Origin of the sequence: Streptomyces rhizosphaerihabitans (genome assembly GCF_025399795.1) — a bacterium.
GTDB lineage: Bacteria > Actinomycetota > Actinomycetes > Streptomycetales > Streptomycetaceae > Streptomyces > Streptomyces rhizosphaerihabitans.
The window spans coordinates 137,031-162,269 of sequence record NZ_JAODTZ010000018.1; the positions used below are offsets into that span (position 1 = coordinate 137,031).

Sequence of the window (25,239 nt, forward strand, 5' to 3'; positions counted from 1 at the left end):
CGCGGCAGCGGAGGGGCGCCGTGATCGCGCCGTGCTCTCGGACGTCCCTGGACGTCGAACTCCAGGCTCCCTCCTGGACGTCGGAGGAGCCGGCTCCGCGCGGTCAGCGCCCAGCTCCGGTCGAGAGCGGTACCACGGCCGTGATGCGCTTGCCTCCGGTCCGCAGGTTCGAGATGACGACATCGCTGGCGAGGGTGCAGACGATCATCCACCCGTGACCACCGATCCGCAGGCGTCCGGCATCGTCGATCTGCCGCACGGGCACGGGCAGTTGATCACTTCGGTCGCTCACGGACACGTGCACCTCCCGCTCGGTCGGCGTCACCTCGAACGCGGTGACGCCGCCGCCGTGCAGCATTGCGTTGGTGACCAGTTCGGAGGCGACGAGCAGTGCGTCACCGACGGAGTCGTCATCGTCCCGCGTGCGGCTGCCGGACCGCCCCGCGAGGGCGTGCCTGACCGCCTGTCGTACATCGGCGGGACTTCCGGGCCCCGTCGAGACCACCTGCCGCGAAACGGCCACCGCGCCGGTGGCGGACCTCTTGTCCTGGCCGCACATTCTTCGCTCCTCCTCCGAGGCCCGGAATTCGGCAGGGCCCGCCGCGAAATCCCGCGACGGGCCCTGCGGAATCGGCCGTCTTCAGTGCCGGAATACGTCCTTGGCCGCGTCCTTGGCCTTTTCCTTGGCCTGTCGGGCGTCGCCCTCGGACTGCTCGACCCTGCCCTCGGCCGTCATCCGCTCATTGCCGACCGCGCGTCCGACGGTCTCCTTGGCCTTGCCCTTCACCTGTTCCGTCCGGGCGCGGGCCTTCTCGTCCTCCGCCATCGCAGTCCGCGTCCTCACTGCTCGACAAATGCGATTCAGTTCTACGGCTGACCGTGAATCGGATCCCCAAACCCGGACGTTCACGTATTCCCCGGACTTCGCCCGACGGGCCGAAATCCCACCTCTTGCCCGGGCCGGCCCCGCGAGCGGTTTTCGAAGGCCTTCCCGTTCCTCGAGGCGGACCCGGACCTCGTCCGGTGGCCGACCGGATCACCTCCGGGTCGCTTCCGGACCGCCTCCGGACCGCCTCCGGTGACCGAGCGGATCGCGCACGGACCTCGTCCGGTGACCGACCGGATCGCGGTGCGGGCGACCGGCAGCGGCGAGACGCCGACCTTCTCCCGGTACGGGCGTTCGGTCCTCCGGCAGCCTCCGCCCACACCCCTGAACGGCACGCAATCGAGGCGTCCCACCCGTATCACGGGCACTTACCCTCCAGTAATATCCGCGGCAGGCCCCCGGAGGAGGAACCGTGCCACGGTCCGAACGATCGCCCCTGCTGCTCGCAGGCCTTTTGGCCACCGCGGGCGTCGCCCACTTCGCCGTACCACGGCAGTTCGACGCCACCATCCCGCGCGCCCTCCCGGGAGCACCGCGGACCTGGACGTACGCGAGCGGTGTCGCCGAACTCGCCCTGGCGGCCGGAGTGGCGCTCCCCCGCACGCGCCGGGCGGCCGCACTGGCCACCGCCGCCTTCTTCGTCGGTGTCTTCCCCGCCAATGTCCAGATGGCCGTGGACTGGCGTCATCGTCCCGCGCCGCTCAAGGCGGCGGCTCTGGCGCGGCTCCCGCTCCAGGTGCCGCTCGTCCTGTGGGCCCGCGGAGTCGCTCGGTCCGGAAAGGGACAGTCATGACATCTCAGCTGAACGTCGGCGACCAGGTCGAGGACTTCACACTGCCGGACGAGACCGGAACGGACCGGAGCCTGTCCGAACTGCTGTCCGACGGTCCTGTGGTGTTGTTCTTCTATCCCGCCGCCCTCACCAGCGGCTGCACCGCCGAGGCCTGCCACTTCCGCGATCTGGCCACCGAGTTCACGGCCGCCGGTGCGCGGCCGGTCGGGATCAGCGGTGACGCGGTCGACCGGCAGCAGGAGTTCGCCGACCGTCACACGCTCGGCTTCCCGCTGCTCTCCGATGTGGAAGGCACCGTGCGGGAGCGGTTCGGAGTGAAGCGCGGCTTCACACTGGCCCCCACGAAGCGGGTCACCTTCGTCATCGCGCAGGACCGCACCGTCCTTGAGGTGGTCCGCAGCGAACTGCGCATGAGCGTCCACGCCGACCGCGCTCTCGCCGCCCTGCGCGAGCACCGGGACTGAGGCGTCCCACACCGGACCGAGACGTCCGGGGCACGGTCGCAGGCGGCCGCGTCGAGGTAAACAGGGCCCGCCCCTATGCGGATGGAGGGCGGGCCCCGTTCACTTCGCCTCATTCTCGACACCGGCCGGGCCCGCCAAAAGGGAGTGCGGCACAGCAAGTGCGCGAAACGGGACACACCCCGTGCGAGCCGTGCACCTCCCGTGCGCGGTGTCCGCCCTCCCGCGCGGTGTCCGCCCTCCCCGTGCGGTGTCCGCCCTCCCCGTGCGGCGGCCTGTCGGAGGCACGGGCCGGCGGTCATGCTGGACACCGACGAGCTCACGGCACGATCCACGGAGGCCCCATGACGGACCAGGTCACACGTCTCGAAGTGAGGCCGGCGGCCGGACACATCGGCGCCGAGATCACGGGAGTCGACCTGGCGGAGCCGCTGACGGACGAGACCGTCGCCGCGATCCGGGCGGCGGTGCTGCGCTGGAAGGTGGTGTTCTTCCGCGGCCAACGGCTCGACCACGCCTCGCACGTCGCCTTCGCGCGCCGGTTCGGGACACCGGTCCGCCTCCCCTCCAGGGGCAGCGCGTCGCCCGGGGGCTTCCCCGAGGTCGAGACGACGGCCGACCGTCTTGAGCTGGGCGGGCGGTACGGCATGGACCACGAGGAGTGGCTGCGCAGACGCCGCCACTCGCTGCTGCGCGGGTGGCACTGCGACCACGGCGCGCGGGTCGATCCGCCGGCCGCGACGATCCTGCGCGCCGAGACCGTGCCGCCGTACGGGGGCGACACGACCTGGTCGAACCTGGCCGTCGCCTACGCGGGCCTGTCGGCTCCCGTGCGTGCCTTCGCCGACGGGCTGCGCGCCGAGCACCGGCTGGGGGTCGGGTACCAGACCCGGCCGGGCGACGACGCGTACGTACGTCACCTGCTGGACCGTCAGATCGCCACCGACCACCCGCTGGTGCGGGTGCACCCGGAGACGGGCGAGCGGGTGCTGTTCGTCAACGGCTACTACGTCGAGCAGATTCTCCAGGTGTCCCGGCCGGAGAGCCGGGCGCTCCTGGACATGCTGCTGGAGCAGGCGACCCGGCCCGAGTACACGGTCCGCTTCCGGTGGGATCCGGGCAGCGTGGCGTTCTGGGACAACCGGGCCACCATCCATCTGGCGCCGAGCGACACCGCCCATGTCGACCACCCCCGGGTCATGCACCGGGTGATGCTGGCCGGTGATGTCCCTCAGGGGGTGGACGGGAAGCCGTCGGTGCCGATCGTGGGCAGCGAGCCCGGGCGCTGGTGAGCCCGGGCCGTGCGGCGGGAGCAAGGGTCTTCAAGCCGGTTCGATCCGGGGCGTCAGAAGATGCCCTGCCCCGGGACCAGGATTCCGCGCGGGTCGTACGTGTGCCGGGCGGCGGCCAGTCTCCGGTAGGCGGGGCCGAAGTGCTCGCGCCAGTCCGCCGCGTCGAAGGGGACCGAACCGACCGGGTAGTGGGTGCCGCCCGCCGCGTGGACGGTGTCGTAGGCGGCCCGGTTGGCGGCGAGGAGACGGTCGACGGTCGCGGTGTCGTCGGGCGGGGTCGTGCGCAGGACGGCCAGCAGGTAGGACACCGGGTCCTCGGGAGTGCGGAGCAGCGGGGTGTGCAGGCTCTCGCGCAGCACCGGGTACAGGAGGACGACGCCGGGGCCGAGGTCGGCCGGGGTGAGGTCCTCCAGCAGGGACGCGGCCAGCGTGGCCGCCGAACGGCCCGGCAGCAGCAGGTTCAGCCAGGGGTGGGCGAAGGCCCACAGACCAGCTTCCTTGAGCGCGGCGACTCCGGCCGCGAGCCGGTCGAGGAAGTCGTAGTAGCCGAGGTCGCTGGTCTGCGCGCCCGCGGGGTCGTGCCGCAGTCCGCGCAGCAGCGTGGTGTCGTCGGGGGCGGGACCGGCGGGCGGCCCGTAGGCGACGGCTTCGAGGACATAGCCGTTGAACGCACCGGCGGGGTCGGCGGTCACCTGGCCCTCGACGTAGTCGAAGCGGCCCTCCTCGACGAGCAGTCGCTGGTCGTCGAGGAAGGTGCGCAGGTCGTCGTACGGAAGCAGGTAGTGGCGTACGGTCTCGGGCGCGGGGACCAGGCGCAGGGTCGCGCCGACGATGACCGCGCACTGGCCGAGTCCGGCGAGCACGGCGAGGAACAGGTCGCGGTGGTGGGTCGGGGAGCAGCGGACCAGGTGGCCCGCGCCGGTGACGACCTGGAGTTCCGTCACGTTGTCGACCTGGGCGCCCTGCTGGTGGGTCTGGCCGCCGATGCCGCCGACCGACAGGGTGCCGCCGACGGAGAGTTCGAGGTAGTCGGTGAAGGTGGGCGGGGTGAGTCCGTGCGCCAGGGTGGCCCGGGCGACCTCGCTCCACCTGGCACCCGCGCCGACGGTGACCGTCGTGCTCCCGGGACCGACCGGACCGATGGACGCGAGCGGCGTGGTCTCGATGACCAGGCCGCCGTCGACCTGCGCCTGCCCCTGCGTGGCGTGCCCCTGACCGCGCGGTGCGACGGACACGCCGTGCTCGTTGCAGAAGCGGACCATCGCGACGATGTCGTGGACCGAGCCCGGCCGCAGCACGGCGACCGGACGCCGGTGGACGATGTGTCCGAAGTCGTCGGCGTCCGCGGCGAGCGAGGCGTCGTCGGTGTGCACGCTCCCGTCCAGCCGCGGGAGGCCGACGAGCGGCCGGTCGGTGGTGGTGGCCGCCCAGCTCCGGGTGAAGGGATCGAACCCGACGACCGCGGCGCCTGCGGCGGCGAGTCCCTGCAGTGCGGTACGTCGCGAGGGTGTCCGGGGCATGCGCTCCTCCTGGGGCGGCCGCGTCAAACGATCAACTGGGGCAGATTGTAAGGGACTTGAGAGACATCCGGGCCCTTTGATGCGAACGGGGGTGTTGGTGCGCCAGCGCCGTCGGAAAACGGCTGCGTCCGCCGCCCCGGAAGGGACGGCGGACGCAGCGGGAACCAGGAAATCGGGTCAGCTCGCCGACGCGGAGCCCTTCGGCTCGTCCCCCTCGACACCGTTGTCCGGCGTGCGGCTGTACCCCTGGAGTTCGAGCGGGGCGTTCGCCTTCGCGGCACGGTTCTCGGAGTTCTGTCCACCCAGGTTCTGGCGGACCGAGTCGAGGATGGTCAGGCCCTGCGCGACCAGGCCGGCCGCTATCTCGCCGAGGCCGTCAGCGCCGTTGAGGACGTTGACGTTCGCGCCGGCGAGACCGCCCGCCGCCTCCTTGACGATGAGCGGGAGCTGGTCGATCAGCATCCGGTCGAGCGCGACCCGGTCGTGCGAAGCCGCCGCCTCGGCCTGGATCTTCATGCGCTCGGCATCGGCGATGGCGAGCACCTTGATCCGCTCGGCCTCGGCCTCGGCCGGCCTGACGATCTCGGCGACCAGTTGCTGCTGGCGCAACTGGGCCGCGCGCTGGGCGAGTTCGGTCTGCGCGGCGAGGACCTCCTGCTGGGCGTGGGCCTGGGCGAGCGGGCCCGCCTGGGCGGCCTGCGCCTGCGCCCGGTCCACCTCGGCCGAGTACTCCGCCTGAACGATGGCCGTCTGCCGGGCGTACTCGGCCTGGTTGCGCGCCGCCACCTGCTGCGCCTCGACGGATGCCTGCGTGGCCTGCGCCTGGGCGATCTGGGCCTGGCGCTGGATGGCCGCCTTGTGCGGCGCGGACATCGCGTCGATGTAGCCGGTGTCGCCGTCGTCGATCGACTGGATCTGGAGCGAGTCGACGATCAGGCCGATCTTCGCCATCTCCAGCTTCGAGGTGTCGAGGACCTCGGCGGCGAGCTTCTGCCGCTCGGTGACGATCTCCTCGACCGTCATCGAACCGATGATGGAACGCAGATGGCCCGCGAAGATCCGGCCCGTCAGGATCGACATCTGGTCCTGGTCGGACAGGAACCGCTGCCCCGCGTTGATGATGCTCTCGGTGTCGTTGCCGACCTTGAACGCGATCACGGCGCGGACGTGCAGCGAGATGCCCTGCTTGGTGACGCAGGTCTCGGTGACCTCCGCCTCGCACATGGACAGCGTCAGGAAGCGGGTCTTACGGAAGACGGGCAGCACGAACTTGCCGTGCCCCGTCACCACTCGGAACGGCGCGCCCCCCAGTCCCCGCCTGCCACCCGAGATCAACATCGCCTCATCGGGAGCGGGTACGCGATAACCGAACATGCTTCTCCTTCTCAACCGGCGCCGACGGCGTCGCCGTCCAGCGCGTCCAGCGGATCGACCCATTCGATGACGTCGACCTCACGGCATCCCCTGGATTCGATGACCAGCACGGTCGCCCCCTTCGGCAGGGGCTCCCGAGACCAGGCATGGAAGGTCTCGGATCCGCCTCTCACTCGCACCAGGATCTCGCCGGGACCGGCGGATCCCCGGGTGCCGATGAGCAGTTCCCCCGTGCAGCCGATCACGGCTTCGTCCTCCACCACAGCCGGCCACCCCCCATCACTCTGAATCTGCCTCTGACCTTAGACCCGGCCCTTTCCGGGCGCGTACGCCCCCCGTCGTCAACAGCCCCTCGGTGGGGTACGCGCCCGGGCCTTACAAGGAGTGTGGGCTCAACTCTTGGTGAAGCGATAGGTCTTGCTGTCGGTCAGCACGCAGAAACCCGGTGACACCACGATCACGCGCAGGGTGGCGGAGCGGCGGTCGTAGTCGATGCCCTCCACCTCGAAGGTGCCCGAGCAGGAGCTGCGCAGCGGGAGCCGGCGCAGCGCGGTGACGTGTCCGGAGACATCGGCCGTGCCGTTCGGCTCGCCCGACAGGTCGATCTGGAGCAGCGGCTTGGTCATGCCGAAGAGCGTGCCGGCGGGGTCGTCGGACGAGCACAGCAACTGGGTCGCCGTGACGAAGTCGCAGCCCTGTACGTCCCGTACTGCGTGGTCGAGGTTGATGGTGGACGCCTGCGGAAGGTTGACGGAGGGCGAAGTGGCCGGGTTGACGCCGGGGGTCGGGAACACCAGGAGCCGGTTCATCGTGCCGTACTCGCCGGACACCATCCACGAACCGCTCGGCGCGATGGTGACGAAGGAGTTGTTCAGCGCCTCGCCGGCGCTCAGCGTGTGGACGTACTCCGACCAGGCGCCGCCCGGCGCCTGCACGCGGAACATCTTCGAGCTGCCGGAGTCGCTCTGGTACGGCTCGATGTAGTAGCCGTTGTAGGAGGCGTCCGGGTCGCCGATGTGGTTCCAGCCGCGGCTGCTCACACCGGTGGGGATCGTGCCGATGCCCGTGTAGTGGTTGGGGCTGCCGGCCGGGACCTCGACTGAGGTCAGGCCCTGGCTCTCGGTCAGCGGGTCGGCACGGTCGGAGCCCACCTCGTTCCAGGTGTCGGCGGCCGAGGCGGGCGCGCCGGTGGCAACGGACAGGACGGCGGCGGTGGTGAGGGTGACGAGACCGGCCAGGACCGCGTGACAACGTTGCCGTGCGGGCATGCGCATGAAATGTGCTCCTCGATGGGGGGTGACTGGTCGGCGCACAGTCTGGCCCGCCCCGATGGTCATGTACAGACCAATGAATGGACGCCGGGCATCGACTCCTCGTCCAGGAGCCGTCAACCCGCCCCGCGACGGGAAGAAACCACACCGCCACACTCAACCGGCGCCCCCCGTCACCCCGTCACCCGCCCAATCACCGCCGATGCCGAGCTCGGCATCGGCGCCCCCGGCATCAACCGCCGGCGCTCTCGTCGGCACGAACCCGGGGCCTGCACCTCTCCGCACCTCTCCCCTCCCCTCCCCTCCCCTCCTCAGCGCGCCGCGGACACCCTCACGCGTCGCCAGTCATGGGCCTTCTTTCCGGGACTCCCGTCGGCCGCACCCCCGAAACGCACGCGAGCCCGGCGGCTCACTCGGGAGGGTGAGTGAGCCGCCGGGCTCGGGCCGGGCTCGCCGGCCGGGCAGCGCCTGCCCGACCGGCGGACCCGATCGTCAGCCGTTCGCGCAGAAGTTTCCGGCCGCCGGGTTCAGCAGACCCACCACGTTGACCGTGTTGCCGCAGACGTTCGCGTCGACGTCGATGGGGATCTGGACGACATTGCCGGACAGCAGTCCGGGACTGCCCACCGCGACGCCCACCGGGCCGGGGCCATCGGCGGCGGCGGTCCCGGCAGTGGCCAGCAGGGCCACACCGGCAAGTCCGGCAGCGGCCATCAGACGAATACGCATTCCAAAGCTCCGTTCATTCGCAGGGGTGCGAGCTCCTCCACGATCACCTCCGCGAACGGTTGCCGACATTCCAGCGCAGCCGAACGAGGGTTCGCCCGTCGCGACCGCCGTGGGCCGTGCCCGACACCGGGTGCGTCGCGCGGGGCGTACGGAATGCCCGTAGCGTGAGAACAGATCCGGTGGAACAGGGAGAAACCATGCCAACCAGCCAGCCCGACGCGTCCACGCCCTCCGACGACAGGGCGACCCCCGACTCGCTGCTGCACACCGGGACCGAGGGCCCGGTGACGGCCGAGGACCTGGTACTCGCCGCGGGTCGCGACGTCACACCGCAGAACCTCGCCTGGGCCGAGCGCAAGCTCCAGGAGGAAGGCTCCGCGGCGGTCGACAAGTTGCTGCCTTGAGGACCCTGCCCGCAGGACGACGCCCCGGGTCGGCTCGGCCGGCTCCGATGCGGTGGAGCCGGCCGAGGACCTGCGCGTGGACCGGCGGATCAGGCGGCCGGGCACTCCTTCCAGGCCAGGTGGTAGACGGTGCTGATGTCACCGTCCGTCGAGTCCATGGTCATGAAGCTGGAACTGCCGGGCGTCGAGGTGCCCGCGTTGACGCGGAGCTCGGTGTTGATGTTGAAGTTGCGCTGAACACCACAGGGCGCCCAGACCAGTTGGGCCCAGTCCGTGGTGTCCGTGGTCTGCCAGTCGTCGCCGTACGGGCCGCGGAACGGGTGGGTGATGGAGGCCGTGTTCGAGGATCCCTGGAAGTAGTACGAGGCCTTCTCCGTACTGGTGGCGCCCGCCTGGAGCGAGGCGAAGCCGCGGTAGTCCGCGCTGGCGATGGCGTAGGTGAAGCCCTGCGGGACGTGGACGATCAGATTGAGCTGGCAGTTCTTACGGAACGCGGTGGGGTCGGCGTTGCCGCCGACCTGGGCGAGGTAGTCGCTGTAGGTCACCGTGAAGGCGGTGTTGTCCGGAGAGACGGCGACAGCGGCCGTTCCCTGGGGACAGCCGGAGCCGTTGACCGTGGCGACAGCGATGACGATCTTGTCCGGGGGCGGGTCGGCTATCCCGGAGGACGGGCTCGAGAGGGGAAGTGCCGTGGCGAACAGGGTGGCGATCGCGCCACCCAGAAGCAGCCCACCAGCCATGGTGCTCCAATCCGTTGCGTCGGTGTTCCGGCGGCAGCACGCGGCTGCGCGCCGCGAAATGGGGGGTGCGGCCCCCCGAGGGAACGGGGAACCGTCGCGGACCAGTGCGTTGGATCAAGCGTGACTCATTTGAGCATGCACATGACAAATACACCTGCGCAGCCCTTTCCCGGCTGTGAAGGAGCTGTGAAGACCGGGAGTGACGAAAGCGTACGTACGGGGGGTCGGGGTGGACAGGGCCATCTCCGGCCATTCGATATGCGCCGTTCACACCTGCCTCCACGGTCACGAGGCCCGTTCACCGCGCTTCTCGCCACCCACGGCCGGGCCCGCGGACGCACCGGCCCCCCGGCGGCCGTCACGGTGCGTGCCCGCCACCGCGGCGCGGGGCGGGCGCCCGGGCGCCCCCTGCCCCCGCCGCGTGACGGACCGTGTGACGTGCCCCGGCCCGGCCGTCCCATGGCACGCACACACATCCGCCGGCCCTCGACTACGGGGCGACCCTCAGGCGGGCCGAAAGGCGACGGGGCCGCGCGAATCGCCCGCCCCCTCAGCGCGCCCCGGACGCCCCTGCGACACTGAGGCACATGGATCCACGACACCTGAGACTCGGCCGCCGTCGGATATGGATGAGCAGTGCCGTCTGCTTCCTCGTACTCGGGCCGATCGGCTGGTTCTTCGGTGGCTGGATTCCCTTCGCGCTGCTGACCGTTGCCCTCACCCTCGCCACGGCGGTCTCGCACTGGCGGGCCCCCACCTGGCTCGCGCCCGCCATCGCCAAGGGCCAGTCGGAGAGCCGACGGGACGTCGCCACCTTCTGCGTGGTCATAGCGGTGAGCGGCTACGCCCAGCCGCCCGCACAGCCCGCCCCCTCACCGGCGGACCTGGCGGCCCTGCGCCTGGAGGCGTACCGGTCCGCCGCGGACGACGATCTCTCCGAGGAACTGCGTCTCCTCGCGGCCGACGCGCTGGCCGCCGCGGACCACGCCAACGCCGAGGACACCCCGGCGGGCTGGCGGGCGGCACGGGCGAGCGCGGAGCGGTTGGCGCACGCCGCCCAGGAGGGAAATCCGTACGTACGGCAGCTGCTCATCCAGTGGGTGGAGGGCAACCCGGCGGGCGAGCGCTAGCCGAGCGCCGGAGCAGGGTCCGCGCGTCCCGCGGTACCCCTCAGGGCCGCTCGAAGAACTGGATCACGCCTCCGGCCGAGAAGCACAGCGCTCCCACGAGGGTGCCCCAGTTGGCGATGTCGACGTTCACGAGGCTTCCGGTCTCCGGGCGGGTGAAGGCAGCCAGCGCCGAGACGAGGAAAAGCACGGATCCGAACTGGTTGACCGCGACGATCCACCATCCGACGTCGCCGGCGAGGACGCGCGGACGCCCGTGGCAGACCTCCACCAGCGCGAGATGGCCGGAGACCAGGAACAGGACGCACCCGACCATGTCGGGGGCCCAGATCAGCCGGTCCGTCTGCTGGACCGAGAGTCCCTGCAGCAGCGAGTCCAGCAGGTTGACGCCGAACACGAGCGTTCCCACGAACAGCAGGAAGGTACTGAGCCAGTCGATCCGGCCGGGCTCGTAGCTCCACCATCTCCAGCGCCGCCCGGTCAGCGAACCGGACTCGCTGTCCCGGCGGGGAGCGTTCACCGCCTGGAGCAGTGAGGCGTAGCCCCCGGTGTTGAAGAACAGGCCGCCCGCGAAGTAGATCCAGGCGCCGGTCGCGCCGCCCGGGCCGAACTGGGCGACCCCGGCCCCGAGGGCGAACAGGAACCCACCGAGTGTGAACGCGGCCGCGGCGATGGCGTTCAGCCGGCGCAGCCGGCCGATCGACACGGTGTCCGCCCGCTTGGGACGGGCCTCCGGCTCACCCGGGGCGCTCACGGTGAGCAAGCCGCGTTTGCGGGCCAGCCGCGATTCCCAGACCGCGGTGCGCCCGTCCATGAGACGCCAGGTCAGCCGGGTCGTGAACGGACCCGCCCCCTCGGAGCGCGCTTCGGTTCGACTCACCTGGCGACCTTAGCCCGCCGCGGCGAAAACCGGCGTTCGCCCGCCCCGTCACCCTTCGGGTGGTTTCCGTGGGGAGGACGGACCCCGTGCTCGGCCGTGCTCGGACCGCGGGTTCAGGCAGGCTTGCTCAGGCAGGCCGGCTCGGTTCGGTGTGCTCGGACCGGCCGGCTGGACCGGCTGGTCTCGCCGCGCGAGGTCGGTGCGCTCAGGACTCCGCCTCGCGCCTCAGGAAGTTGCTGACCTGACCGGCGAGGCTGTCCCGGACCGTGTCGGGACGCGCGCCCGCGTCGACGGCCGTGTCGTTCTCGATGCCGCCCGCCCAGAGGTGGCGCTCGGTCCACTCGTCGTCGACCTTCAGCTGGATCTGGATGTCCATACGGTGCAGGACGGCTTCGGGGCCGGCGGCGAAGAGGACCGCGGTGGCCCGGCGCAGGGGATAGATGTCGAAGCCCTCGATGAACTGGCAGTTCCGCCAGTCGAGGAAGGCGCTCTCACCGTCGGCGCCGACGCGGATATCGATCTGCCCGTCTTCGAGGTGGATGCCGAAATGCTCGGTGGCGCGGTTCTCGACGGTCACCCGGAATCTGAAGTAGGTGAGTTCCTCGGCGGCGTCGTCGCGCCCCTTCGGGGGCTCCGCCTTTTCCACGCCATGGACGCGAACACGCAGGCCGGCCTGCTCGTCGTACTCCTGCCAGTCCCCGACCACGTTCGGCTCGCGCACAGTTCACCTCTCCACTTCAGAGAGTTGTTCCTATCTGTGCCCTCAACGAAGTGTCAAATGCACCGAACATGCCGTGGCCAGCGATTTCCCCTTTCTTGATCGGCGATCAAGCCGTACCCAGCCAGAACCTTTCCACGAGGCCGGTGAGAGGCATTTACGTGCGTGCTACACATCACGTTTCCCGGACGCCTCACGCGCCCTCGCGCAGGCGCCTCAGCTGTTCGTCGAGCGGGCCCAGGCCGACATCGCGGCGCCGTTCGTCGACGGTCCCCGGCCGACGTACGGGATACGGGCGCAGGGTGACGGGATCGACGCGGGTGCCGTAGTACTGCGGCAGACCCAGTTCGACGGCGCAGTGGTCGGCGATAAAGGCGTGGTGCAGGGCGGGGCAGCGTCCGTCGGCCGCGGCCTGGGCGATCAGGTCCCGGCAGCCGAGCTGCAGGGCGAGGTCCGGGGCGTGCAGCAGGATCATCAGGGCCGCTGTCGAGGCGGGGGTGCCGACCTGGTCGGTGGTCGGCCAGCCGTGCCGCCGGACGATCGTCCCGAGCGCTTGGGCATTGCCCGCGCGGCACGTCACGAGGGCGTCCCGCCACGACCCGGCGGGACCGTCGCGCGCCTGGCGCATCAGGCTCCGCTCCTCGTCGGCCCTGCGCACGAGCTCCTCCGCGAGGGCCCTGGCGAGCCCAGGGACCATCGGTGCGGCGCCGCCGCCCCCGGGGCGCGCCTCGGCGTCCCCGGCCGGGTGCCCCGGGACGACCTTCACGGCGCCCCCTGAAGCACCATCGAGAACCACACCTTCTTCCCCGTGAGGCCCGGGTCGGCCGGCGCGATGCCCCAGTCGTCGGCCAGCGCGGCGATGATCGCCAGTCCGCGTCCCGACTCCTCGGCTCCGCCCGCCGTACGCGCCGCGGGCAGGGCGGACGAGCGGTCGGCGACCGACACGCGCAGCTCGCGCGGGTCGCACTCGACGATGACGGTGATGGTGTCGCCGCGGTCCGGGCTGCCGTGTCTGAGGGCGTTGGTGAAGAGTTCACCGGTCGCGAGCACCGCGTCGTCGGCGCGCTCGGGCGGTATCCGCAGGCGGGTGAGGTACGCGGAGACCATCGCCCGCACACCGGGCGCCCGCGAGGGATGCGCCGGGACGGTGGTCCGCAGGAGGTGCGCCCCTCGTACCGGGCTGGAAGGGGTGTTCCTGGGCACCGCGGCCCCGGAGGGCACGGGAACCACGGGGAGGCCGGAGGCCGCGGACGGCGTGGATCCCGCGGAAACGGCCGGGGCGCCCGCCGGCCCGGAACCGACGGAGGCCGCGGACGGCATGGAGGGCGCGGACTGTGCGGACGGCATGGAGGGTGCGGGAGAGGCTGGGGTCCCGGACGGCGTCGGCGCTGCCTGTGCGGCGGGCTCCGCCTCTTCCGTGGGGCGGGCATGGAGCGCGTGGTCTTCCGTCGGGTGCACCCCCTGTTCCGATGCCCGTGTCTCGTGCTCCAGAGCCCGGATGTCGGGGGCCGGTGAAGCCGACGGCCCGCGGCGCGGCGCCCTGGATGCCGTCATCGGTCCTCCTTCGGGTGCAGCCCGGGGGGAGGTCGTCTCGGCGGCTGCCCGTGCAGCCAACACGTCGGACTGCCTCGGCGACCAGGGGGTATTCGGGTTGTCCGGTTGCAAGCGCGTAGTGGCGTGGGATGTATGTTCGATCTTGTGAGGAACGGGAGCGGGGGCCGGGCGACGGTGTCCCTTGACGGTGGCACCGGCCGAGCCGGCCTGTGTGACAAGCGGGTGCTGGTCACCGGCGGTACGCGAGGACTCGGCGAGCAGATCGTGCGACTGCTGTCCGCCGAGGGCGTGCGGGTGGCCACGTGTGCGCGCACCGCGCGGGGTCTGGAGACGCTGGCCGCTTCGCTGGGCCCCGGACTGTTCACCCGGCCGCTCGACGTCACGGCGCCCGAGGAGCTGGAAGGGTTCGTCGAGGACACGGCGGAGCTCTTCGGCGGCCTGGACGGTGTGGTGGCCTGCACGGGCGGATCTCGCGGCGGCGGCTTCGAGCAGGCGAACGCGGAGGACTGGGCGGCGACCTGGGCGGTGAACGTCGGTCACGCGACCCGGCTGGTGCGGGCCGCGGTCCCGCATCTGCGGGCCGCGGGCGGCGGCTCCGTCGTGGTGATCTCCTCGATCTCCGGCTGGAAGCCGGGACCGCCCGCGCAGTACTCGGTCGCGAAGTCCGCGCAGATACAGCTGGCCTCGTCGCTGGCCCGCGAGCTCGGTCCGGACGGGATCCGGGTGAACGCGGTCTCCCCCGGTTCGATGCTGATCCCCGGCAGGCGCTGGGACCGGATGCGCCGGGAGGATCCCGAGGCGTTCGCCCGCTTCGTGGCTGCGGAGCTGCCGGGCGGTGCCCCGGTGGCGCCGCAGGAGGTCGCCCGGGTCGTGGCGTTCCTGCTGTCGGACTGGTCGAGCGGGATCTCCGGCGCGCACCTCCCGGTCGACCGCGCCCAGAACGCCCCCTCCCCCGAGGGGTACTGAGCCCCTCGGGGGTTCGGCGGCACCGCTCGCGGTCATGACATCGCGCCCGGTCCGTCGGTGACCTGCCCGCCGCTCATGCCGCCGCCCCGAGGACCCCGCGGGAGCGGCGTTCAAACTCCTGCACGACGGGTTCGCCGCGGCGGGGTTCGAGGCGCCTGCGGAAGTCACGCAGGGCCTGGACGGAGCGTTCGCTGTGGACGGCGCCGAGGGTCTCGAGTGCCAGTGTCGCGGTGCCGACCGCCTCGTCCAGGCGGTCCTGCTGGAGGTGCGCGGTCGCCAGGACCGAGCGGCTGATGGCCTGGCGCCTGCGCCGGTCGGCGCCCGAGCCCAGCGACTCGCTCGCCGTCCGCTCGGCCTGGCGGGCGAGCCCCAGGTCGCGGAAGCACAGGGCGGACTCGGCCTGGAGGTAGTGATGGTCCAGATAACGGACCCACTCCGACTCCTGCTCGGCCCCCTTGCTCGCCGCCAGCTGCTGCTCCGCCAGCCGCAGCGCCTCGGAGGCGTCGTCCGGGCGGGCCTGCGCGGCGTGTCCGCGCGCCGACATGGCGTACAGCCGCATCAGGCCGAGGGGGCTGCCCGCCCCCTGTGCCGTGACGATTCCGGCGCGGGCGAGCGCCACCCCCTCGTCGGGGCGGCCGAGGTTGGTGGCGAGGTGGGAGAGCCCCGCGAGTATCTGGCCGCCCAGCACCCGGTCGCGGCCCTCGGCACACAGACGCAGGCCCTGTGTCATGTAGCGCTGGGCGAGGCCGTACTCCCCCGCGTCGTACGAGCTCCAGCCGGCCATCGCGGCGAGGCGCGCGGCGGCCGCGTACAGCCTGCGCCGCTGTCGGGACGGTGTCCCGCGCTGCTGGAGCATGGGGACGACCTCGGTGGACAGATAGTGCACGATGCTGGTGCGGACCCCGCCGCCACCGTAGTGGTTGTCCATCTGGTCGAACACGGCGATCATCGCGTGCACCTGCTCGACCGGTCCGCCGCTCACCGGCAGGGTCGGGGAGACCGTGTCCTGGTGCTCCAACAGCCAGAGCAGCCACTCGCGTTGAGGGTTCGTCAGGGCCGCCGCGACGAAGGGAACCGAGCCCAGGAGACTACGGCGGGAGATATCGGTGGAGCCCAGTTCCGCCAGCGTGTGCAGGGTCTCCGCCACGTCCTCGCCGTAGACGAGCGCCCTGCTCGCGACCGGGCGCTGGGGATCGGAGTGGAAACCGAGGTCCGCCGGCGATACGGCGCGGCCGAGCCGCTCGGACAGAACGGTGGCGATCAACTCCGGTGTAGTTCCCCGCGGTTGCTGACCCTGGAGCCAACGCGTTACGGACGCCTTGTCGTAGTGGGAGTCCGTGCCCTGGCGGCGCCCCAGTTCATTGACCCGCAGGGCGAGGGAGGCGTAGGAGCAGCCCGCTTCCTTGAGAGCGGCCCCCAGCACCCGGTTGCCCCCGGCGGTCCTACCGGCGTTCTTCGCCTGTCCCTCGGTCACGGTGGCCATCCCGTATCGCCTCACATCCGCGTGCGGCTGCGCTCCGACCCATACCTGCCGAGACTTCAATTCCGGTACGAACGAGCACAGTTGAGCGTGATCGTCGCCGAATGTGCGACAGGTCACCCGATCACTATGGTGGCCCGCCCACTGCCCGTGCAACCGACGTTCTGATAATTTCAGAACGATTCGCATCGCTCTGTCACTGTCATCGACCGCGTGGCACACTGCACGCCGAGACGGCCGTTCCCGGGAGGTAGGACGTGAGCGAGAACCGCTCCGGCGGCAGCGCGCCGACCGTCCTGCGGATGGTTCTCGGGAAACGGCTGCGACAGCTGCGGGAACAGGCGGGAGTCTCCTTCGAGGAGGCGGCACGTGCCATCGAGGTCACGGCTCTGACGGTCCGCAGGATCGAGAAGGCCGAGGTCGGGCTCCGCATCCCGTACGTAAGGGAGTTGCTCCGTACCTACGGGGTCCCGGCGGCGGAGATCGACGACTTCCTCGCCCTGGCCAGGGAGGCCAACCAGCCGGGCTGGTGGTACAAGTACCGCGACGTACTGCCGGAGTGGTTCAGCGCCTACGTGAGCCTGGAGAGCGAAGCCAGCGTCATCCGTCTCTACGAACCCCACTACGTTCCGGGCCTGTTGCAGACCCACGACTACGCCACCGCGCTGATGCGCGTCGGTTTCCCCAACGAGCCGGAGGCGGACATCGCCCGCCGCGTCGCCCTGCGGATGAAGCGTCAGGACCTGCTCGCCAAGTCGGAGGCCCCGGCCGTCTGGGCGATCCTGGACGAGACGGTGCTGCGCCGGCCGGTGGGCGGGCCCGAGGTGATGCGGGCCCAGTTCGACCGGCTGACCGAGGTCCTGGACATGCCGAAGGTCCGGATCCAGATCATGCCCTTCGGCGCGGGCGCCCATCCGGGCGCGTTCGGCCCGTTCCACCACTTCCGCTTCGGCTTCTCCGAACTCCCCGACATCGTCTACACGGAGAGCCTGGTCGGCGCGGTCTACGTCGACCGGCCCGACGACGTCGTCAGCTATCTCGAAGTACTGGACCGGATGTCCGTACAGGCGGAGCCGGTCGCTCGGACCAGGGCCATCCTGGGCGAACTGCGTAAGGAGTTGTGATCCATGGGATCCGTGCACAACGGCATGTCCGCGGTCGATCTGGGAACCGAGGGCTGGCACAAGCCCTGGAGCGGCACCAACGGCGGAAGTTGCGTCGAGGCCAAGCGGCTTCCCGACGGGAGCGTCGCCCTGCGCCAGTCACAGGACCCCGAGGGGCCCGCGCTGATCTGTTCCCGCGACGAGATGGCCGCGTTCATCGAGGGCGCCAAGTCCGGACAGGCCGACTTCCTGATCGCCTGAGCGGAACCCGCGCCGCACCTCCCGCGAGGCCGCAACTACGCCCCCGCAACCGGACAACCCGCACGCACACTCCCGCCGTGCGGGTTGTCCCCCCACACTGGACAGGCCGGTCGTCCCGGAGGGAGTGGGTACGGGCATGATCCTCCACCAGGCCCTCACGCGGTGCCGGACTCTTGTCGTCGAGGGTCCCGACGGTCTCGACAGGGGCGCCCTGCTCGCCGAGCTGGCCCGGCATCACTTCCTGATCCGCCCCCTGCACGGGCACCTCCATCATGTGGACCCCACCCAGCCTTACCGCGAACTCCTGTCCGCTCCGGGCCGGTTGGCCGTCGACGGCGGTCTCGTCCACGAGCTGGTCTACGGGCCCCTGCGCCGCGGGCGCTCCCGGGTGACCTGGATCCAGGCGCTCGACTTCGCGGAGGCGGTGGCCGAACGCGACGGCGCGCTCCTCCACATGACGGGCGGGACGGACGACACAGAGGCGGCCCGTGCCTACGAGCGGGTACTGCGCACCCTGGCCCAGCACGTCCCCGTGATCACCCTCGACACCGGAGAACCGGCCCGCCCCGTCCGGGTTCCCACCCGCACGATCCAGCAACTCGGCTTTTGCGTAAGCATGTTGACGATAGGTTGGAGAACCGACCGCGTGACGCACGGCAGGAGAACTCCCATGACAGACCGACCCGTCCCCGACCAGGACGCGCTGTCCAAGATCGACACCACGGTGCCGCACTCGGCTCGCATCTGGAACTACTGGATGGGCGGGAAGGACAACTACGAGGTGGACCGGGTGGCCGGTGACGCGTACCGCGAAGTCGCCCCGAACATCGAGACCATGGCCCGCGCCTCGCGCGACTACCTCATCCGTACCGTCACCTTCGTGGCCGGCGAGCTCGGTATCCGCCAGTTCCTCGACATCGGCACCGGTCTGCCCACGTACGACAACACCCACCAGGTCGCCCAGCGGGTGGCACCCGAGTCCCGCATCGTCTACGTGGACAACGACCCGCTGGTGCTGCGCCACGCCCAGGCGCTGCTGACCAGTACAGCCGAAGGCGTCACCGACTACATCGACGCGGATCTGCACGAGCCCGAGAAGATCATCGAGGCGGCGTCCCGGATCCTCGACTTCTCCAGGCCCGTCGCCCTGATGCTGATGGGCATCCTCGGACACATCCAGGACTACGACGAGGCCAGGTCGATCGTCCGGCGCCTCCAGGCCGCGCTGCCCTCCGGCAGTTGCTTCGTGCACTACGACAGCACGGACACCGACGCCGCGCTCAAGGAGGCCCAGGAGGGGTACGACGACACGGGTGCGATCCCGTACGTGCTGCGCAGCCCCGAGCAGATCGGCGCGTACTACGAGGGCCTCGAGCTGGTCGAGCCCGGCATCGTGTCCTGCCCCCTGTGGCGTCCGGAGCCCGGTACGTCACCCGAGCCCACGGACGTCCACGGAGGCGTTGCCCGCAAGCCGTGAGCGGACCCCGCCCCGCCCTCGCCGTCAGTCGGACGTCGCAGGTTCGATGTTCTGGTTGAGGCGGAACAGGTTGCCCGGGTCGAATTCGGCCTTCACGCGGGCCAGCCGCCCGTAGTTGTCGCGATAGCTGGCCCTTACGCGCTCCTGGCCCTCGTCCATCATCATGTTGACGTACGCGCCGCCCGCGGAGAACGGGTGGAGGGCTTCGGAGTAGTCGACGCTCCACTGCTTGATGACATCGGCCTTGGCCGGGTCGGGGTCCACTCCGACGAAGACGGAGGCCCAGCCGGAGTCGCGGTAGCTCCAGGCGGTGTCCGTAGGGGCGTGGTCGTGGACCGCGCCGTCGATGGGGTACATGTGCATCGTCGACTTCCAGGTCGGCGCCTCGGCACCGAACTTGGCGTGCAGGTCGACGGCCTCGGCGGGGATCTCGTCGACGAAGTCCGCCCGCCAGTACCACTGGTCGCCGGGCGGGTAGACGCCGTCGAACGCGGACTGGATCGCGGGGTGCGGCATCGGCGCCGGGCCGTGCAGCAGAGGCGCTGGCAGAGCGTCGAGCAGCGGCGCCATGTCCCGGGCCGCCGCGTCGACGTCTTCGCCGACGCGGCACCACACCACACCGCAGACCTTCTTCAGGTGCATCTCCTCCGGGAACGGCGGTCCGGGCGGGACCGAGCCGACGAGGAAGAAGCCACCCAGTTCGCGGGGCGCGCCGGGGATGAAGTCGCGGTAGGCGGCGAGGACTTCGGCGGCGAGTTCGACGGGCCAGAAGGTGGGCCCCGCGACGACCGTGCTCACCTCGTGCAGCCGGAACAGGAACGAGGTGACGACGCCGAAGTTGCCGCCGCCGCCGCGGATCGCCCAGTAGAGGTCGGGGTTCTCGTCGGCACTGGCTCGTACGCGCTCACCGTTCGCCAGGACCAGGTCGGCCTCCAGCAGGTTGTCGATGGTCAGCCCGCACTTGCGGGTGAGGTGTCCGATGCCGCCGCCGAGGGTGATGCCGCCGACGCCCGTGGTGGAGATGATGCCGCTCGGTGTGGCCAGGCCGTGCGCGTTGGTGGCGCGGTCGACCTCGCCCCAGACACAGCCGCCGCCGACGCGTACCGTGCGCGCGGCCGGATCGACCTCGATGTCCTTGAGCGGGGAGAGGTCGAGGACCACGCCGTCGTCGCAGGTGCTCAGGCCCGCCCCGTGATGACCGCCGCCGCGCACCGCGAGCGGGAGAGCGTGGTCGCGGGCGAAGCCGATGATCAGGGCGACGTCGTCCGGGTCGGTGCAGCGCGCCACCAGGGCCGGCCGCCGGTCGATCATCGCGTTGTAGACGGCGCGGGCCTCGTCGTATCCGGAGTCCTCCGGGCCGATCAGCTGCCCTTTGAAGCCGGACAGTTCCTGGCGCGCCGCTTGTACCGGTGTGATGGACATGTGCATCCCCGTATCTGGGGACCGCCCCAGGTCCCGGCACACGGGCCCTGGGCCGGTCCCCGCCGATGGGTCCGATGTGCCCGTTCTAGCCCGATTCATTATCAGCGTACATCCGTGGCACCCACCCAGCTCGGCGACCCGGACTGCCTACGTTTCACCGGCTGTCAGCAGGCCCAGGTCCGCGGCACGGACGGCGGCCTGCCGCCGGGTGCGTACGCCGAGTTTGTCCAGGACGGCGGAGACATGATGGTCGACCGTGCGCACCGAGACGACCAGGTGTTCGGCGATCTCCCCGTTGGTCAGCCCCCTTGCCAGCAGCCGCATGACCTGGACCTGGCGTTCGGTGAGACCGGCGGGATTCTCCCGGGTCACCGCGAGCGGGCCGCGCGGGATCCTGCGCAGTCCCAGCGCGCGCAGCTCCGCGCGGACCAGCCGGGCGAGCGGCCCCGCGCCGAGGGAGTCCAGCACGGCGAGGGCGGCGAGCTTGTCGTCCGGGTCGGGACTCTCGGCGAGCGCGGCGGCGTGCTCGTACGGGCAGCCCGCGGCCTGCCAGGCGTGCGCCGCCGCCCGTCCGGAGCCCGCGGCCTGGAGGGCGTAGGGATGGCCGGACGGGTCCGCGGGAACGGGCTGTCCGGCTTTGGCGAGCCAGTAGCCGAGCTCCGCGCGGTAGGTGACCGCCGACAGCCGGCAGGCCTCCTCGTACCCGGGCCCCGCCGCCGCGAGGACGGCGGCGGGGTCACCGCGCAGCCAGGCCCACTCCGCCCGTGCCGCCGCCACCGGGGCGGTGCGCTGGAGTTCCGCGCTGCGGTCCGCGATCTCCCGGGCGCGCACCAGCAGTTCGTCCGCGCCGGCGGTACCGCGGCGCACGCGCACCCTCGCCAGCACGGTCAGCGCGGGGCAGCGGGCGGGCGCGAAGTCGTGCGCGCCGAGTTCGGCGTATTCCTCGGCCTCGTCCCAGGCACCGGCGGCGAACCGGCGCAGTGCCAGCTCGACGTTGAAGTAGCCGAGGAAGCCCAGGTGTTCGGCGCGGTCCGCCAGTTGCCGGGCCGGAGCGAGAAATCGGTCCGCCTCCGCGTACTCCAGGTTCTCCAGAAGGGACCAGATGATGTTGGCGTACGCCCGGCAGGCGTGCTCGACCTCGTCGGCCGCGAGGGCCACCTTGAGGCTCTCCTCCAACTGGGGCCGGCCCAGCGGGTCGCCGGCCCGCCAGCGGGCGGTGCCGACATTGTTGAGGGCGTGGGCCAGGATCTCCACGTCCCCGGCCCGGCGGGCCAGTTCGATGGCGCGCTCGCCGAAGGCGACGGCCTGCGTGTGCCGGTCGGACAGCATGTGCAGCTGGGAGGTGTTGCTGAGGGCGAGCGCGAGGAGCCGGTCGTCGCCCGCTCCCTCCAGGACGGCGATGGCCTCCCGCGCGGCTTCGCGCGCCTGCCCGGCGTCCCCGGCCCACCAGTGGATGCGCGACAGCCAGCGCAGATCGGCGCCGAGCGCCCGGGTGTCGCCGAGTGACCTGCGCAGCGCGACCGCCTCCCGCTCCGCGCGGACCGCGGCCGCGGAGTCCGCGATGGTGTAGCTCTCGATCGCGAACCGCTCCAGGAGACCGGCCCGTTCGGCCGGACCGAAGAGATCGCCCCGTTCGAGTACGAGGCGCAGATGGGCGGCCGCCTCGCGGTGGGCGCCCGATCGGGAGGCGTCGAGGGCGGCGTCCGGACCGTAGCGCGCGACGGCCTCGGCGTCGCCCGCCTCCGCCGCGTGGTGGACGGTCCGGGAGGCGTCGGAGCCCGGCGCTGTCACGAGCACGGCGAGCACCCGCCGGTTGAGCTCGATCCGCCGTGCGGCGGGCAGCGAGTCTGCGATGGCGCGGCGGATCAACTCATGGCGAAAACAGGCTCGTCGGGGGGTGACCACCAGCAGGCCGCGTTGTTCGGCGGCCGCCAGCACTGCCATCCCGTTGGGCAACAGCGCGTCGGCCAACGGGCGTTCGACGGCGGACGGCACCACGGCCAGTTGCTCCAGTGCGTCCCGCGTGGTGTCGTCCAGTCCCCGGAGCCGGGCCAGCACGGCGTCGACGACCGTCGGCGGTACGCCCCCGGTCCCACCGGCCGCCACCACCTCGGCGACGAAGAACGGGTTGCCCGAGGTGACTTCGTAGACCTGGGCGGGATCCAGTCCGCCGGCCGCGCTCATCCGGTGGACCGCCGCCGCGGAGAGCCGTTCGAGTGGCAGCCGGTGCACACGCTCGGCCCGGGAGACCTGGCCGAGGAGATGGCGCAGCGGGTGTTCGCGGTCCAACTCGTCGTCACGGTAGGTCAGAACGAGCACCGCCGGAAGCCGCTCCACCCTGCGGACGAGGAAGCGCAGGGCGTCCAGCGACGCCTCGTCGGCCCAGTGCACGTCCTCGACGACGAGTACGACGGGATGCGGCGCGCATCTCAGCTCGGCGCGCAGGGCGTCGTACACCCGATGACGGTCGCCGCCCTCGGTGAGTGCTCGGGCCAGGTCCGCGCCGACGCTGCCGACGAGGTCGCGGAACGGTCCGAGCGGGCGGCGCGTCGTGAGGTCGTCGCACGCTCCGACCAACAGGCGCGCAGTACCCGGCAGCACCTTGGGCAGTGCTTTGACCAGGCTGGACTTCCCGATACCTGCCTCGCCGAAGACGAGCGCCACGGACCCGGCGCCGTCGGCCGCCTCGCGCGCCGCGGCAGCCAGTCGAGCGAGTTCAAGGTCCCGTTCGAGGATCCCCCGATCCACGGCGCAATTCTGGCACGCGGCGCCCCGGTAGGTGCGGTGCCGGTGAACTCACCTACAGGGAAAGCTGGTCGGGCACGGGGCACAGTCCCGGGGACGCGCCCCCGGTATCCGGATCGCAGCACCGGGCCGACGCCCGGGAGACAGCGATTCCACCAGGTCGCCGACCCCGGCGACGGGAACCGCCCGGACGTCGCCGAGCGCGTCGATCAGTACGAGATCGACGCGCTCGGCGACTTGGGTGGAGCGGGCGAAGTCGGATCCTTCACCGTCGCAGGTCACGCCCTGAGGGAAGGGGCGCCCGTTCCAGGTGCGTACGTGATGTCCGTACGAGGATCACGGCCGGGTCCGCTGAAGGGTCACCCGCGGGTGACGACCGGCTCGAACTCCTCGCCGGCGGCGGCGAGGACGGGTTCCGGCAGCACCACGTACCGCGGTGTCGGACGCGCCTCGCGCAGGCTGGGAGCCGGCACGGGCGGGTCCAGCGGGGCGTGTTCGGCGGCGCGTGCCCGCCACGAGAACCAGATGATCTTCCCGCCGACGTCCGTGGCACAGCAGCCCCAGCCGTCGCTCAGGGCGGCGATCTGGGCGAGACATCCCTGCGGCGCCCTGTGCGGGCGGATGTCCTGACTGTTGTCCGAGACGGCGGCGATGAGGTGCTGGCCGTTCCACCACATCTCGATGGTCGTGTTCTTGTCGGCGGCGTGCTGCTCGATCGTGCGGAGCAGCGCTTCCGCGCAGTGGCAGACGGACTCGACGAGATTCTCCAGGTTCCAGTACCGGAGGTGCGCGGCCAGGATCCGCTTGACCTGTCCGACCCTTTCCTGACTGAGCTCCACATCGAGGTGGTAGTAGCAGGGAACTGCGGCTTTCATCGTCGTTGGCTCCTCACCGGCGAAGCTCTCGCTCCTCCTCGCCCCCCTGCGGGACCGAACCCCGAGCACGAAGCGTGAGCACTGATCGCTCCTGAGTCACCTCAGGATGAGAGGGCTACTCCATTCGTGCAACACGAGAGCGACCCCAATGTCGTTGAAGAGCCAACAAGACGCTCGGTCGCAGTACAGGCACCATGAGTGAGGGTGTCGCTCCATGACGGGGCGGCTCCCCTTCGCGTACGGCCCTCACTCGCCGGCCAGGCGAGCCGTGCGCGGTCGAGAGATCGGGAAGGTGACCAGCGTGATGCTGCTGCCTGCCAAAGCCGAGGTCGCCAGGCACCTGGAGCGCTATCGGGCATGGGAACGCCTGCTTCTCGCGACTCCCGCCGACCGTGTGGTGCGGGGGAACTTCGAGAACACCGGTTACACCCTGTGCGTCCTGATGGGGAAGCGCTGCGCGCGGGAGGCGGCGAACGCCGCCGAGGTCTATCTGCAGGACGTTCCGGCACGGATCTGAACGACGGTCCGAAGGACCGCACCGAAAGGGCCTTTCGCGGCAACGACGATTCGGGCCCAGAACCGCGGAGGCAAGACGCATGGACGCGAACACGGACACCGGCCGCATACCCGTCATGGATGTGCGGCCGGTCGTCGAATGCGGCGGACGGCCCGCCAAAGCGGTGGTCGGCGAGACCTTCCAGGTCACCGCCACCGTGTTCGTCGAGGGCCATGACGTGGTCGGCGCCGCTGTCGTCCTGTGCGACCCGAGCGGCACCCCCGGCCCGTGGACGCCGATGCGTGAACTGGCTCCCGGAAGCGACCGCTGGGGCGCCCACGTCACTCCGTCGGCCATGGGCCATTGGACCTATCTGGTGGAGGCGTGGAGCGACCCGGTGACCGGGTGGCGGCGCGCCGCCGAGGTCAAGATCCCGGCCGGGATCGACGTCGGTCTCGTCCTGGAGGAGGGCGCCGCACTCCATGAGCGGGCCGCCGCCGGGGTTCCCGAGGGGGCCGGCCGGGGCACGGTACTGGCCGCCGCGGACGCCCTGCGCGACGACGCCCGGCCACCGGCCGACCGGCTCGCGGCGGCCCTGGCGCCGGCGGTCAAGGCCACTCTGGCGGAGCATCCGCTGCGCGAACGGCTCACCCGCTCCCTCCCGT

The 25,239-nt window shown here is 71.3% G+C and carries 26 protein-coding genes and 1 pseudogene; 11 read left to right on the forward strand and 16 right to left on the reverse strand.

Annotated features, from left to right (window positions below; all coding sequences use genetic code 11):
• Positions 1-103: 103 nt before the first annotated feature.
• Positions 104-559 carry an ATP-binding protein gene (locus N4G66_RS20080; protein ID WP_261705498.1) on the reverse strand — a complete coding sequence of 152 codons (456 nt, stop codon included), beginning with the start codon at positions 557-559 and terminating at the stop codon, positions 104-106.
• An 81-nt stretch (positions 560-640) separates the two neighbouring features.
• Entirely contained in the window at positions 641-826 is a 186-nt protein-coding gene (locus tag N4G66_RS20085; protein WP_261705499.1) for a CsbD family protein, read from the reverse strand.
• Positions 827-1,298: 472 nt separating this feature from the next.
• Here N4G66_RS20085 and N4G66_RS20090 point away from each other — a divergent pair, with 472 nt between their 5' ends.
• The 3 genes from N4G66_RS20090 (at position 1,299) to N4G66_RS20100 (ending at position 3,432) form a co-directional block, all read left to right on the forward strand.
• The gene (locus N4G66_RS20090) at positions 1,299-1,679 is read left to right on the forward strand and encodes a DoxX family protein (protein ID WP_261705500.1); all 381 of its coding nucleotides are present in this window, start codon (positions 1,299-1,301) and stop codon (positions 1,677-1,679) included.
• Positions 1,676-2,143, forward strand: coding sequence for a peroxiredoxin (locus N4G66_RS20095; protein ID WP_315903662.1), 468 nt, complete (start codon positions 1,676-1,678; stop codon positions 2,141-2,143). The genes N4G66_RS20090 and N4G66_RS20095 overlap by 4 nt, the downstream gene beginning before the upstream one ends.
• A gap of 341 nt (positions 2,144-2,484) precedes the next feature.
• A complete protein-coding gene (locus N4G66_RS20100) occupies positions 2,485-3,432 on the forward strand; it encodes a TauD/TfdA dioxygenase family protein (protein ID WP_261705501.1) in 948 nt (315 codons plus the stop codon).
• 53 nt (positions 3,433-3,485) lie between these two features.
• On the opposite strand, the gene N4G66_RS20105 is transcribed toward N4G66_RS20100, so the two are convergent.
• From N4G66_RS20105 to N4G66_RS20125, 5 genes are all read right to left on the reverse strand, one after another.
• Positions 3,486-4,952, reverse strand: coding sequence for an FAD-binding protein (locus tag N4G66_RS20105; RefSeq protein ID WP_261705502.1), 1,467 nt, complete (start codon positions 4,950-4,952; stop codon positions 3,486-3,488).
• A gap of 177 nt (positions 4,953-5,129) precedes the next feature.
• Positions 5,130-6,326, reverse strand: coding sequence for an SPFH domain-containing protein (locus N4G66_RS20110; protein WP_261705503.1), 1,197 nt, complete (start codon positions 6,324-6,326; stop codon positions 5,130-5,132).
• Positions 6,327-6,337: 11 nt separating this feature from the next.
• Positions 6,338-6,589 (reverse strand): hypothetical protein, encoded by a 252-nt coding sequence (locus N4G66_RS20115; protein WP_261705504.1) that lies wholly within the window; start codon positions 6,587-6,589, stop codon positions 6,338-6,340.
• A 129-nt stretch (positions 6,590-6,718) separates the two neighbouring features.
• Positions 6,719-7,600, reverse strand: a complete 882-nt coding sequence (locus N4G66_RS20120) for a hypothetical protein (RefSeq protein ID WP_261705505.1) — start codon at positions 7,598-7,600, stop codon at positions 6,719-6,721.
• A gap of 489 nt (positions 7,601-8,089) precedes the next feature.
• On the reverse strand, positions 8,090-8,326 hold the full coding sequence (locus N4G66_RS20125; RefSeq protein ID WP_261705506.1) for a chaplin: 237 nt from the start codon (positions 8,324-8,326) through the stop codon (positions 8,090-8,092).
• 197 nt (positions 8,327-8,523) lie between these two features.
• On the opposite strand from N4G66_RS20125, the gene N4G66_RS20130 reads away from it, so the two are divergent.
• Entirely contained in the window at positions 8,524-8,730 is a 207-nt protein-coding gene (locus N4G66_RS20130) for a hypothetical protein (protein WP_261705507.1), read from the forward strand.
• A gap of 89 nt (positions 8,731-8,819) precedes the next feature.
• On the opposite strand, the gene N4G66_RS20135 is transcribed toward N4G66_RS20130, so the two are convergent.
• Positions 8,820-9,470, reverse strand: coding sequence for a DUF4360 domain-containing protein (locus N4G66_RS20135; protein WP_261705508.1), 651 nt, complete (start codon positions 9,468-9,470; stop codon positions 8,820-8,822).
• Between the two features lie 587 nt (positions 9,471-10,057).
• Between N4G66_RS20135 and N4G66_RS20140 the strand changes: the two genes are divergently transcribed.
• A complete protein-coding gene (locus N4G66_RS20140) occupies positions 10,058-10,600 on the forward strand; it encodes a hypothetical protein (protein ID WP_261705509.1) in 543 nt (180 codons plus the stop codon).
• 40 nt (positions 10,601-10,640) lie between these two features.
• Here the strand turns inward: N4G66_RS20140 and N4G66_RS20145 are convergent, their stop codons facing one another.
• The 4 genes from N4G66_RS20145 to N4G66_RS20160 form a co-directional block, all read right to left on the reverse strand.
• Positions 10,641-11,477 carry a hypothetical protein gene (locus N4G66_RS20145; RefSeq protein WP_261705510.1) on the reverse strand — a complete coding sequence of 279 codons (837 nt, stop codon included), beginning with the start codon at positions 11,475-11,477 and terminating at the stop codon, positions 10,641-10,643.
• Between the two features lie 205 nt (positions 11,478-11,682).
• Positions 11,683-12,198 carry a hypothetical protein gene (locus N4G66_RS20150; protein WP_261705511.1) on the reverse strand — a complete coding sequence of 172 codons (516 nt, stop codon included), beginning with the start codon at positions 12,196-12,198 and terminating at the stop codon, positions 11,683-11,685.
• Positions 12,199-12,388: 190 nt separating this feature from the next.
• Positions 12,389-12,961 carry a DUF6624 domain-containing protein gene (locus tag N4G66_RS20155; RefSeq protein ID WP_391858838.1) on the reverse strand — a complete coding sequence of 191 codons (573 nt, stop codon included), beginning with the start codon at positions 12,959-12,961 and terminating at the stop codon, positions 12,389-12,391.
• On the reverse strand, positions 12,958-13,749 hold the full coding sequence (locus N4G66_RS20160; RefSeq protein WP_261705512.1) for an ATP-binding protein: 792 nt from the start codon (positions 13,747-13,749) through the stop codon (positions 12,958-12,960). Before N4G66_RS20160 ends, N4G66_RS20155 begins: the two co-directional genes overlap by 4 nt.
• A gap of 144 nt (positions 13,750-13,893) precedes the next feature.
• Here N4G66_RS20160 and N4G66_RS20165 point away from each other — a divergent pair, with 144 nt between their 5' ends.
• Positions 13,894-14,715 (forward strand): SDR family NAD(P)-dependent oxidoreductase, encoded by an 822-nt coding sequence (locus tag N4G66_RS20165; RefSeq protein ID WP_261705513.1) that lies wholly within the window; start codon positions 13,894-13,896, stop codon positions 14,713-14,715.
• Positions 14,716-14,788: 73 nt separating this feature from the next.
• On the opposite strand, the gene N4G66_RS20170 is transcribed toward N4G66_RS20165, so the two are convergent.
• On the reverse strand, positions 14,789-16,198 hold the full coding sequence (locus N4G66_RS20170) for a hypothetical protein (RefSeq protein WP_261705514.1): 1,410 nt from the start codon (positions 16,196-16,198) through the stop codon (positions 14,789-14,791).
• 254 nt (positions 16,199-16,452) lie between these two features.
• Between N4G66_RS20170 and N4G66_RS20175 the strand changes: the two genes are divergently transcribed.
• The 3 genes from N4G66_RS20175 to N4G66_RS20185 all read left to right on the forward strand — a co-directional run bounded on the left by N4G66_RS20175 (position 16,453) and on the right by N4G66_RS20185 (position 19,036).
• Positions 16,453-17,319, forward strand: a complete 867-nt coding sequence (locus N4G66_RS20175; protein WP_261705515.1) for a helix-turn-helix domain-containing protein — start codon at positions 16,453-16,455, stop codon at positions 17,317-17,319.
• A gap of 3 nt (positions 17,320-17,322) precedes the next feature.
• Positions 17,323-17,559, forward strand: a complete 237-nt coding sequence (locus tag N4G66_RS20180; protein WP_261705516.1) for a DUF397 domain-containing protein — start codon at positions 17,323-17,325, stop codon at positions 17,557-17,559.
• 670 nt (positions 17,560-18,229) lie between these two features.
• The gene (locus N4G66_RS20185) at positions 18,230-19,036 is read left to right on the forward strand and encodes an SAM-dependent methyltransferase (protein WP_261705530.1); all 807 of its coding nucleotides are present in this window, start codon (positions 18,230-18,232) and stop codon (positions 19,034-19,036) included.
• 24 nt (positions 19,037-19,060) lie between these two features.
• Here N4G66_RS20185 and N4G66_RS20190 read toward each other — a convergent pair whose 3' ends face one another.
• From N4G66_RS20190 to N4G66_RS20200, 3 genes are all read right to left on the reverse strand, one after another.
• Entirely contained in the window at positions 19,061-20,458 is a 1,398-nt protein-coding gene (locus tag N4G66_RS20190) for an FAD-binding oxidoreductase (protein ID WP_261705517.1), read from the reverse strand.
• Positions 20,459-20,605: 147 nt separating this feature from the next.
• Positions 20,606-23,206 carry an ATP-binding protein gene (locus N4G66_RS20195; RefSeq protein WP_261705518.1) on the reverse strand — a complete coding sequence of 867 codons (2,601 nt, stop codon included), beginning with the start codon at positions 23,204-23,206 and terminating at the stop codon, positions 20,606-20,608.
• A gap of 356 nt (positions 23,207-23,562) precedes the next feature.
• Positions 23,563-24,078 (reverse strand): pep a2, encoded by a 516-nt coding sequence (locus N4G66_RS20200; protein WP_261705519.1) that lies wholly within the window; start codon positions 24,076-24,078, stop codon positions 23,563-23,565.
• A gap of 304 nt (positions 24,079-24,382) precedes the next feature.
• On the opposite strand from N4G66_RS20200, the pseudogene N4G66_RS20205 reads away from it, so the two are divergent.
• Together N4G66_RS20205 and N4G66_RS20210 are read left to right on the forward strand one after the other, a co-directional pair.
• Positions 24,383-24,574, forward strand: a pseudogene (locus tag N4G66_RS20205) (DUF5133 domain-containing protein); the annotation flags it as partial.
• 100 nt (positions 24,575-24,674) lie between these two features.
• A partial coding sequence (locus N4G66_RS20210) for a maltotransferase domain-containing protein (protein ID WP_261705520.1) occupies positions 24,675-25,239 on the forward strand: 565 nt, incomplete at its 3' end.

Excerpts from the sequence above, each read along its gene's own strand:
- N4G66_RS20080 (WP_261705498.1), bottom strand. The coding sequence starts at position 559 with ATGTGCGGCCAGGACAAGAGGTCCGCCACCGGCGCGGTGGCCGTTTCG.
- N4G66_RS20085 (WP_261705499.1), bottom strand. The coding sequence starts at position 826 with ATGGCGGAGGACGAGAAGGCCCGCGCCCGGACGGAACAGGTGAAGGGC.
- N4G66_RS20095 (WP_315903662.1), top strand. The coding sequence starts at position 1,676 with ATGACATCTCAGCTGAACGTCGGCGACCAGGTCGAGGACTTCACACTG.
- N4G66_RS20100 (WP_261705501.1), top strand. The coding sequence starts at position 2,485 with ATGACGGACCAGGTCACACGTCTCGAAGTGAGGCCGGCGGCCGGACAC.
- N4G66_RS20105 (WP_261705502.1), bottom strand. The coding sequence starts at position 4,952 with ATGCCCCGGACACCCTCGCGACGTACCGCACTGCAGGGACTCGCCGCC.
- N4G66_RS20110 (WP_261705503.1), bottom strand. The coding sequence starts at position 6,326 with ATGTTCGGTTATCGCGTACCCGCTCCCGATGAGGCGATGTTGATCTCG.
- N4G66_RS20120 (WP_261705505.1), bottom strand. The coding sequence starts at position 7,600 with ATGCGCATGCCCGCACGGCAACGTTGTCACGCGGTCCTGGCCGGTCTC.
- N4G66_RS20125 (WP_261705506.1), bottom strand. The coding sequence starts at position 8,326 with ATGCGTATTCGTCTGATGGCCGCTGCCGGACTTGCCGGTGTGGCCCTG.
- N4G66_RS20130 (WP_261705507.1), top strand. The coding sequence starts at position 8,524 with ATGCCAACCAGCCAGCCCGACGCGTCCACGCCCTCCGACGACAGGGCG.
- N4G66_RS20135 (WP_261705508.1), bottom strand. The coding sequence starts at position 9,470 with ATGGCTGGTGGGCTGCTTCTGGGTGGCGCGATCGCCACCCTGTTCGCC.
- N4G66_RS20140 (WP_261705509.1), top strand. The coding sequence starts at position 10,058 with ATGGATCCACGACACCTGAGACTCGGCCGCCGTCGGATATGGATGAGC.
- N4G66_RS20160 (WP_261705512.1), bottom strand. The coding sequence starts at position 13,749 with ATGACGGCATCCAGGGCGCCGCGCCGCGGGCCGTCGGCTTCACCGGCC.
- N4G66_RS20170 (WP_261705514.1), bottom strand. The coding sequence starts at position 16,198 with ATGGCCACCGTGACCGAGGGACAGGCGAAGAACGCCGGTAGGACCGCC.
- N4G66_RS20180 (WP_261705516.1), top strand. The coding sequence starts at position 17,323 with ATGGGATCCGTGCACAACGGCATGTCCGCGGTCGATCTGGGAACCGAG.
- N4G66_RS20185 (WP_261705530.1), top strand. The coding sequence starts at position 18,230 with ATGACAGACCGACCCGTCCCCGACCAGGACGCGCTGTCCAAGATCGAC.
- N4G66_RS20190 (WP_261705517.1), bottom strand. The coding sequence starts at position 20,458 with ATGTCCATCACACCGGTACAAGCGGCGCGCCAGGAACTGTCCGGCTTC.
- N4G66_RS20200 (WP_261705519.1), bottom strand. The coding sequence starts at position 24,078 with ATGAAAGCCGCAGTTCCCTGCTACTACCACCTCGATGTGGAGCTCAGT.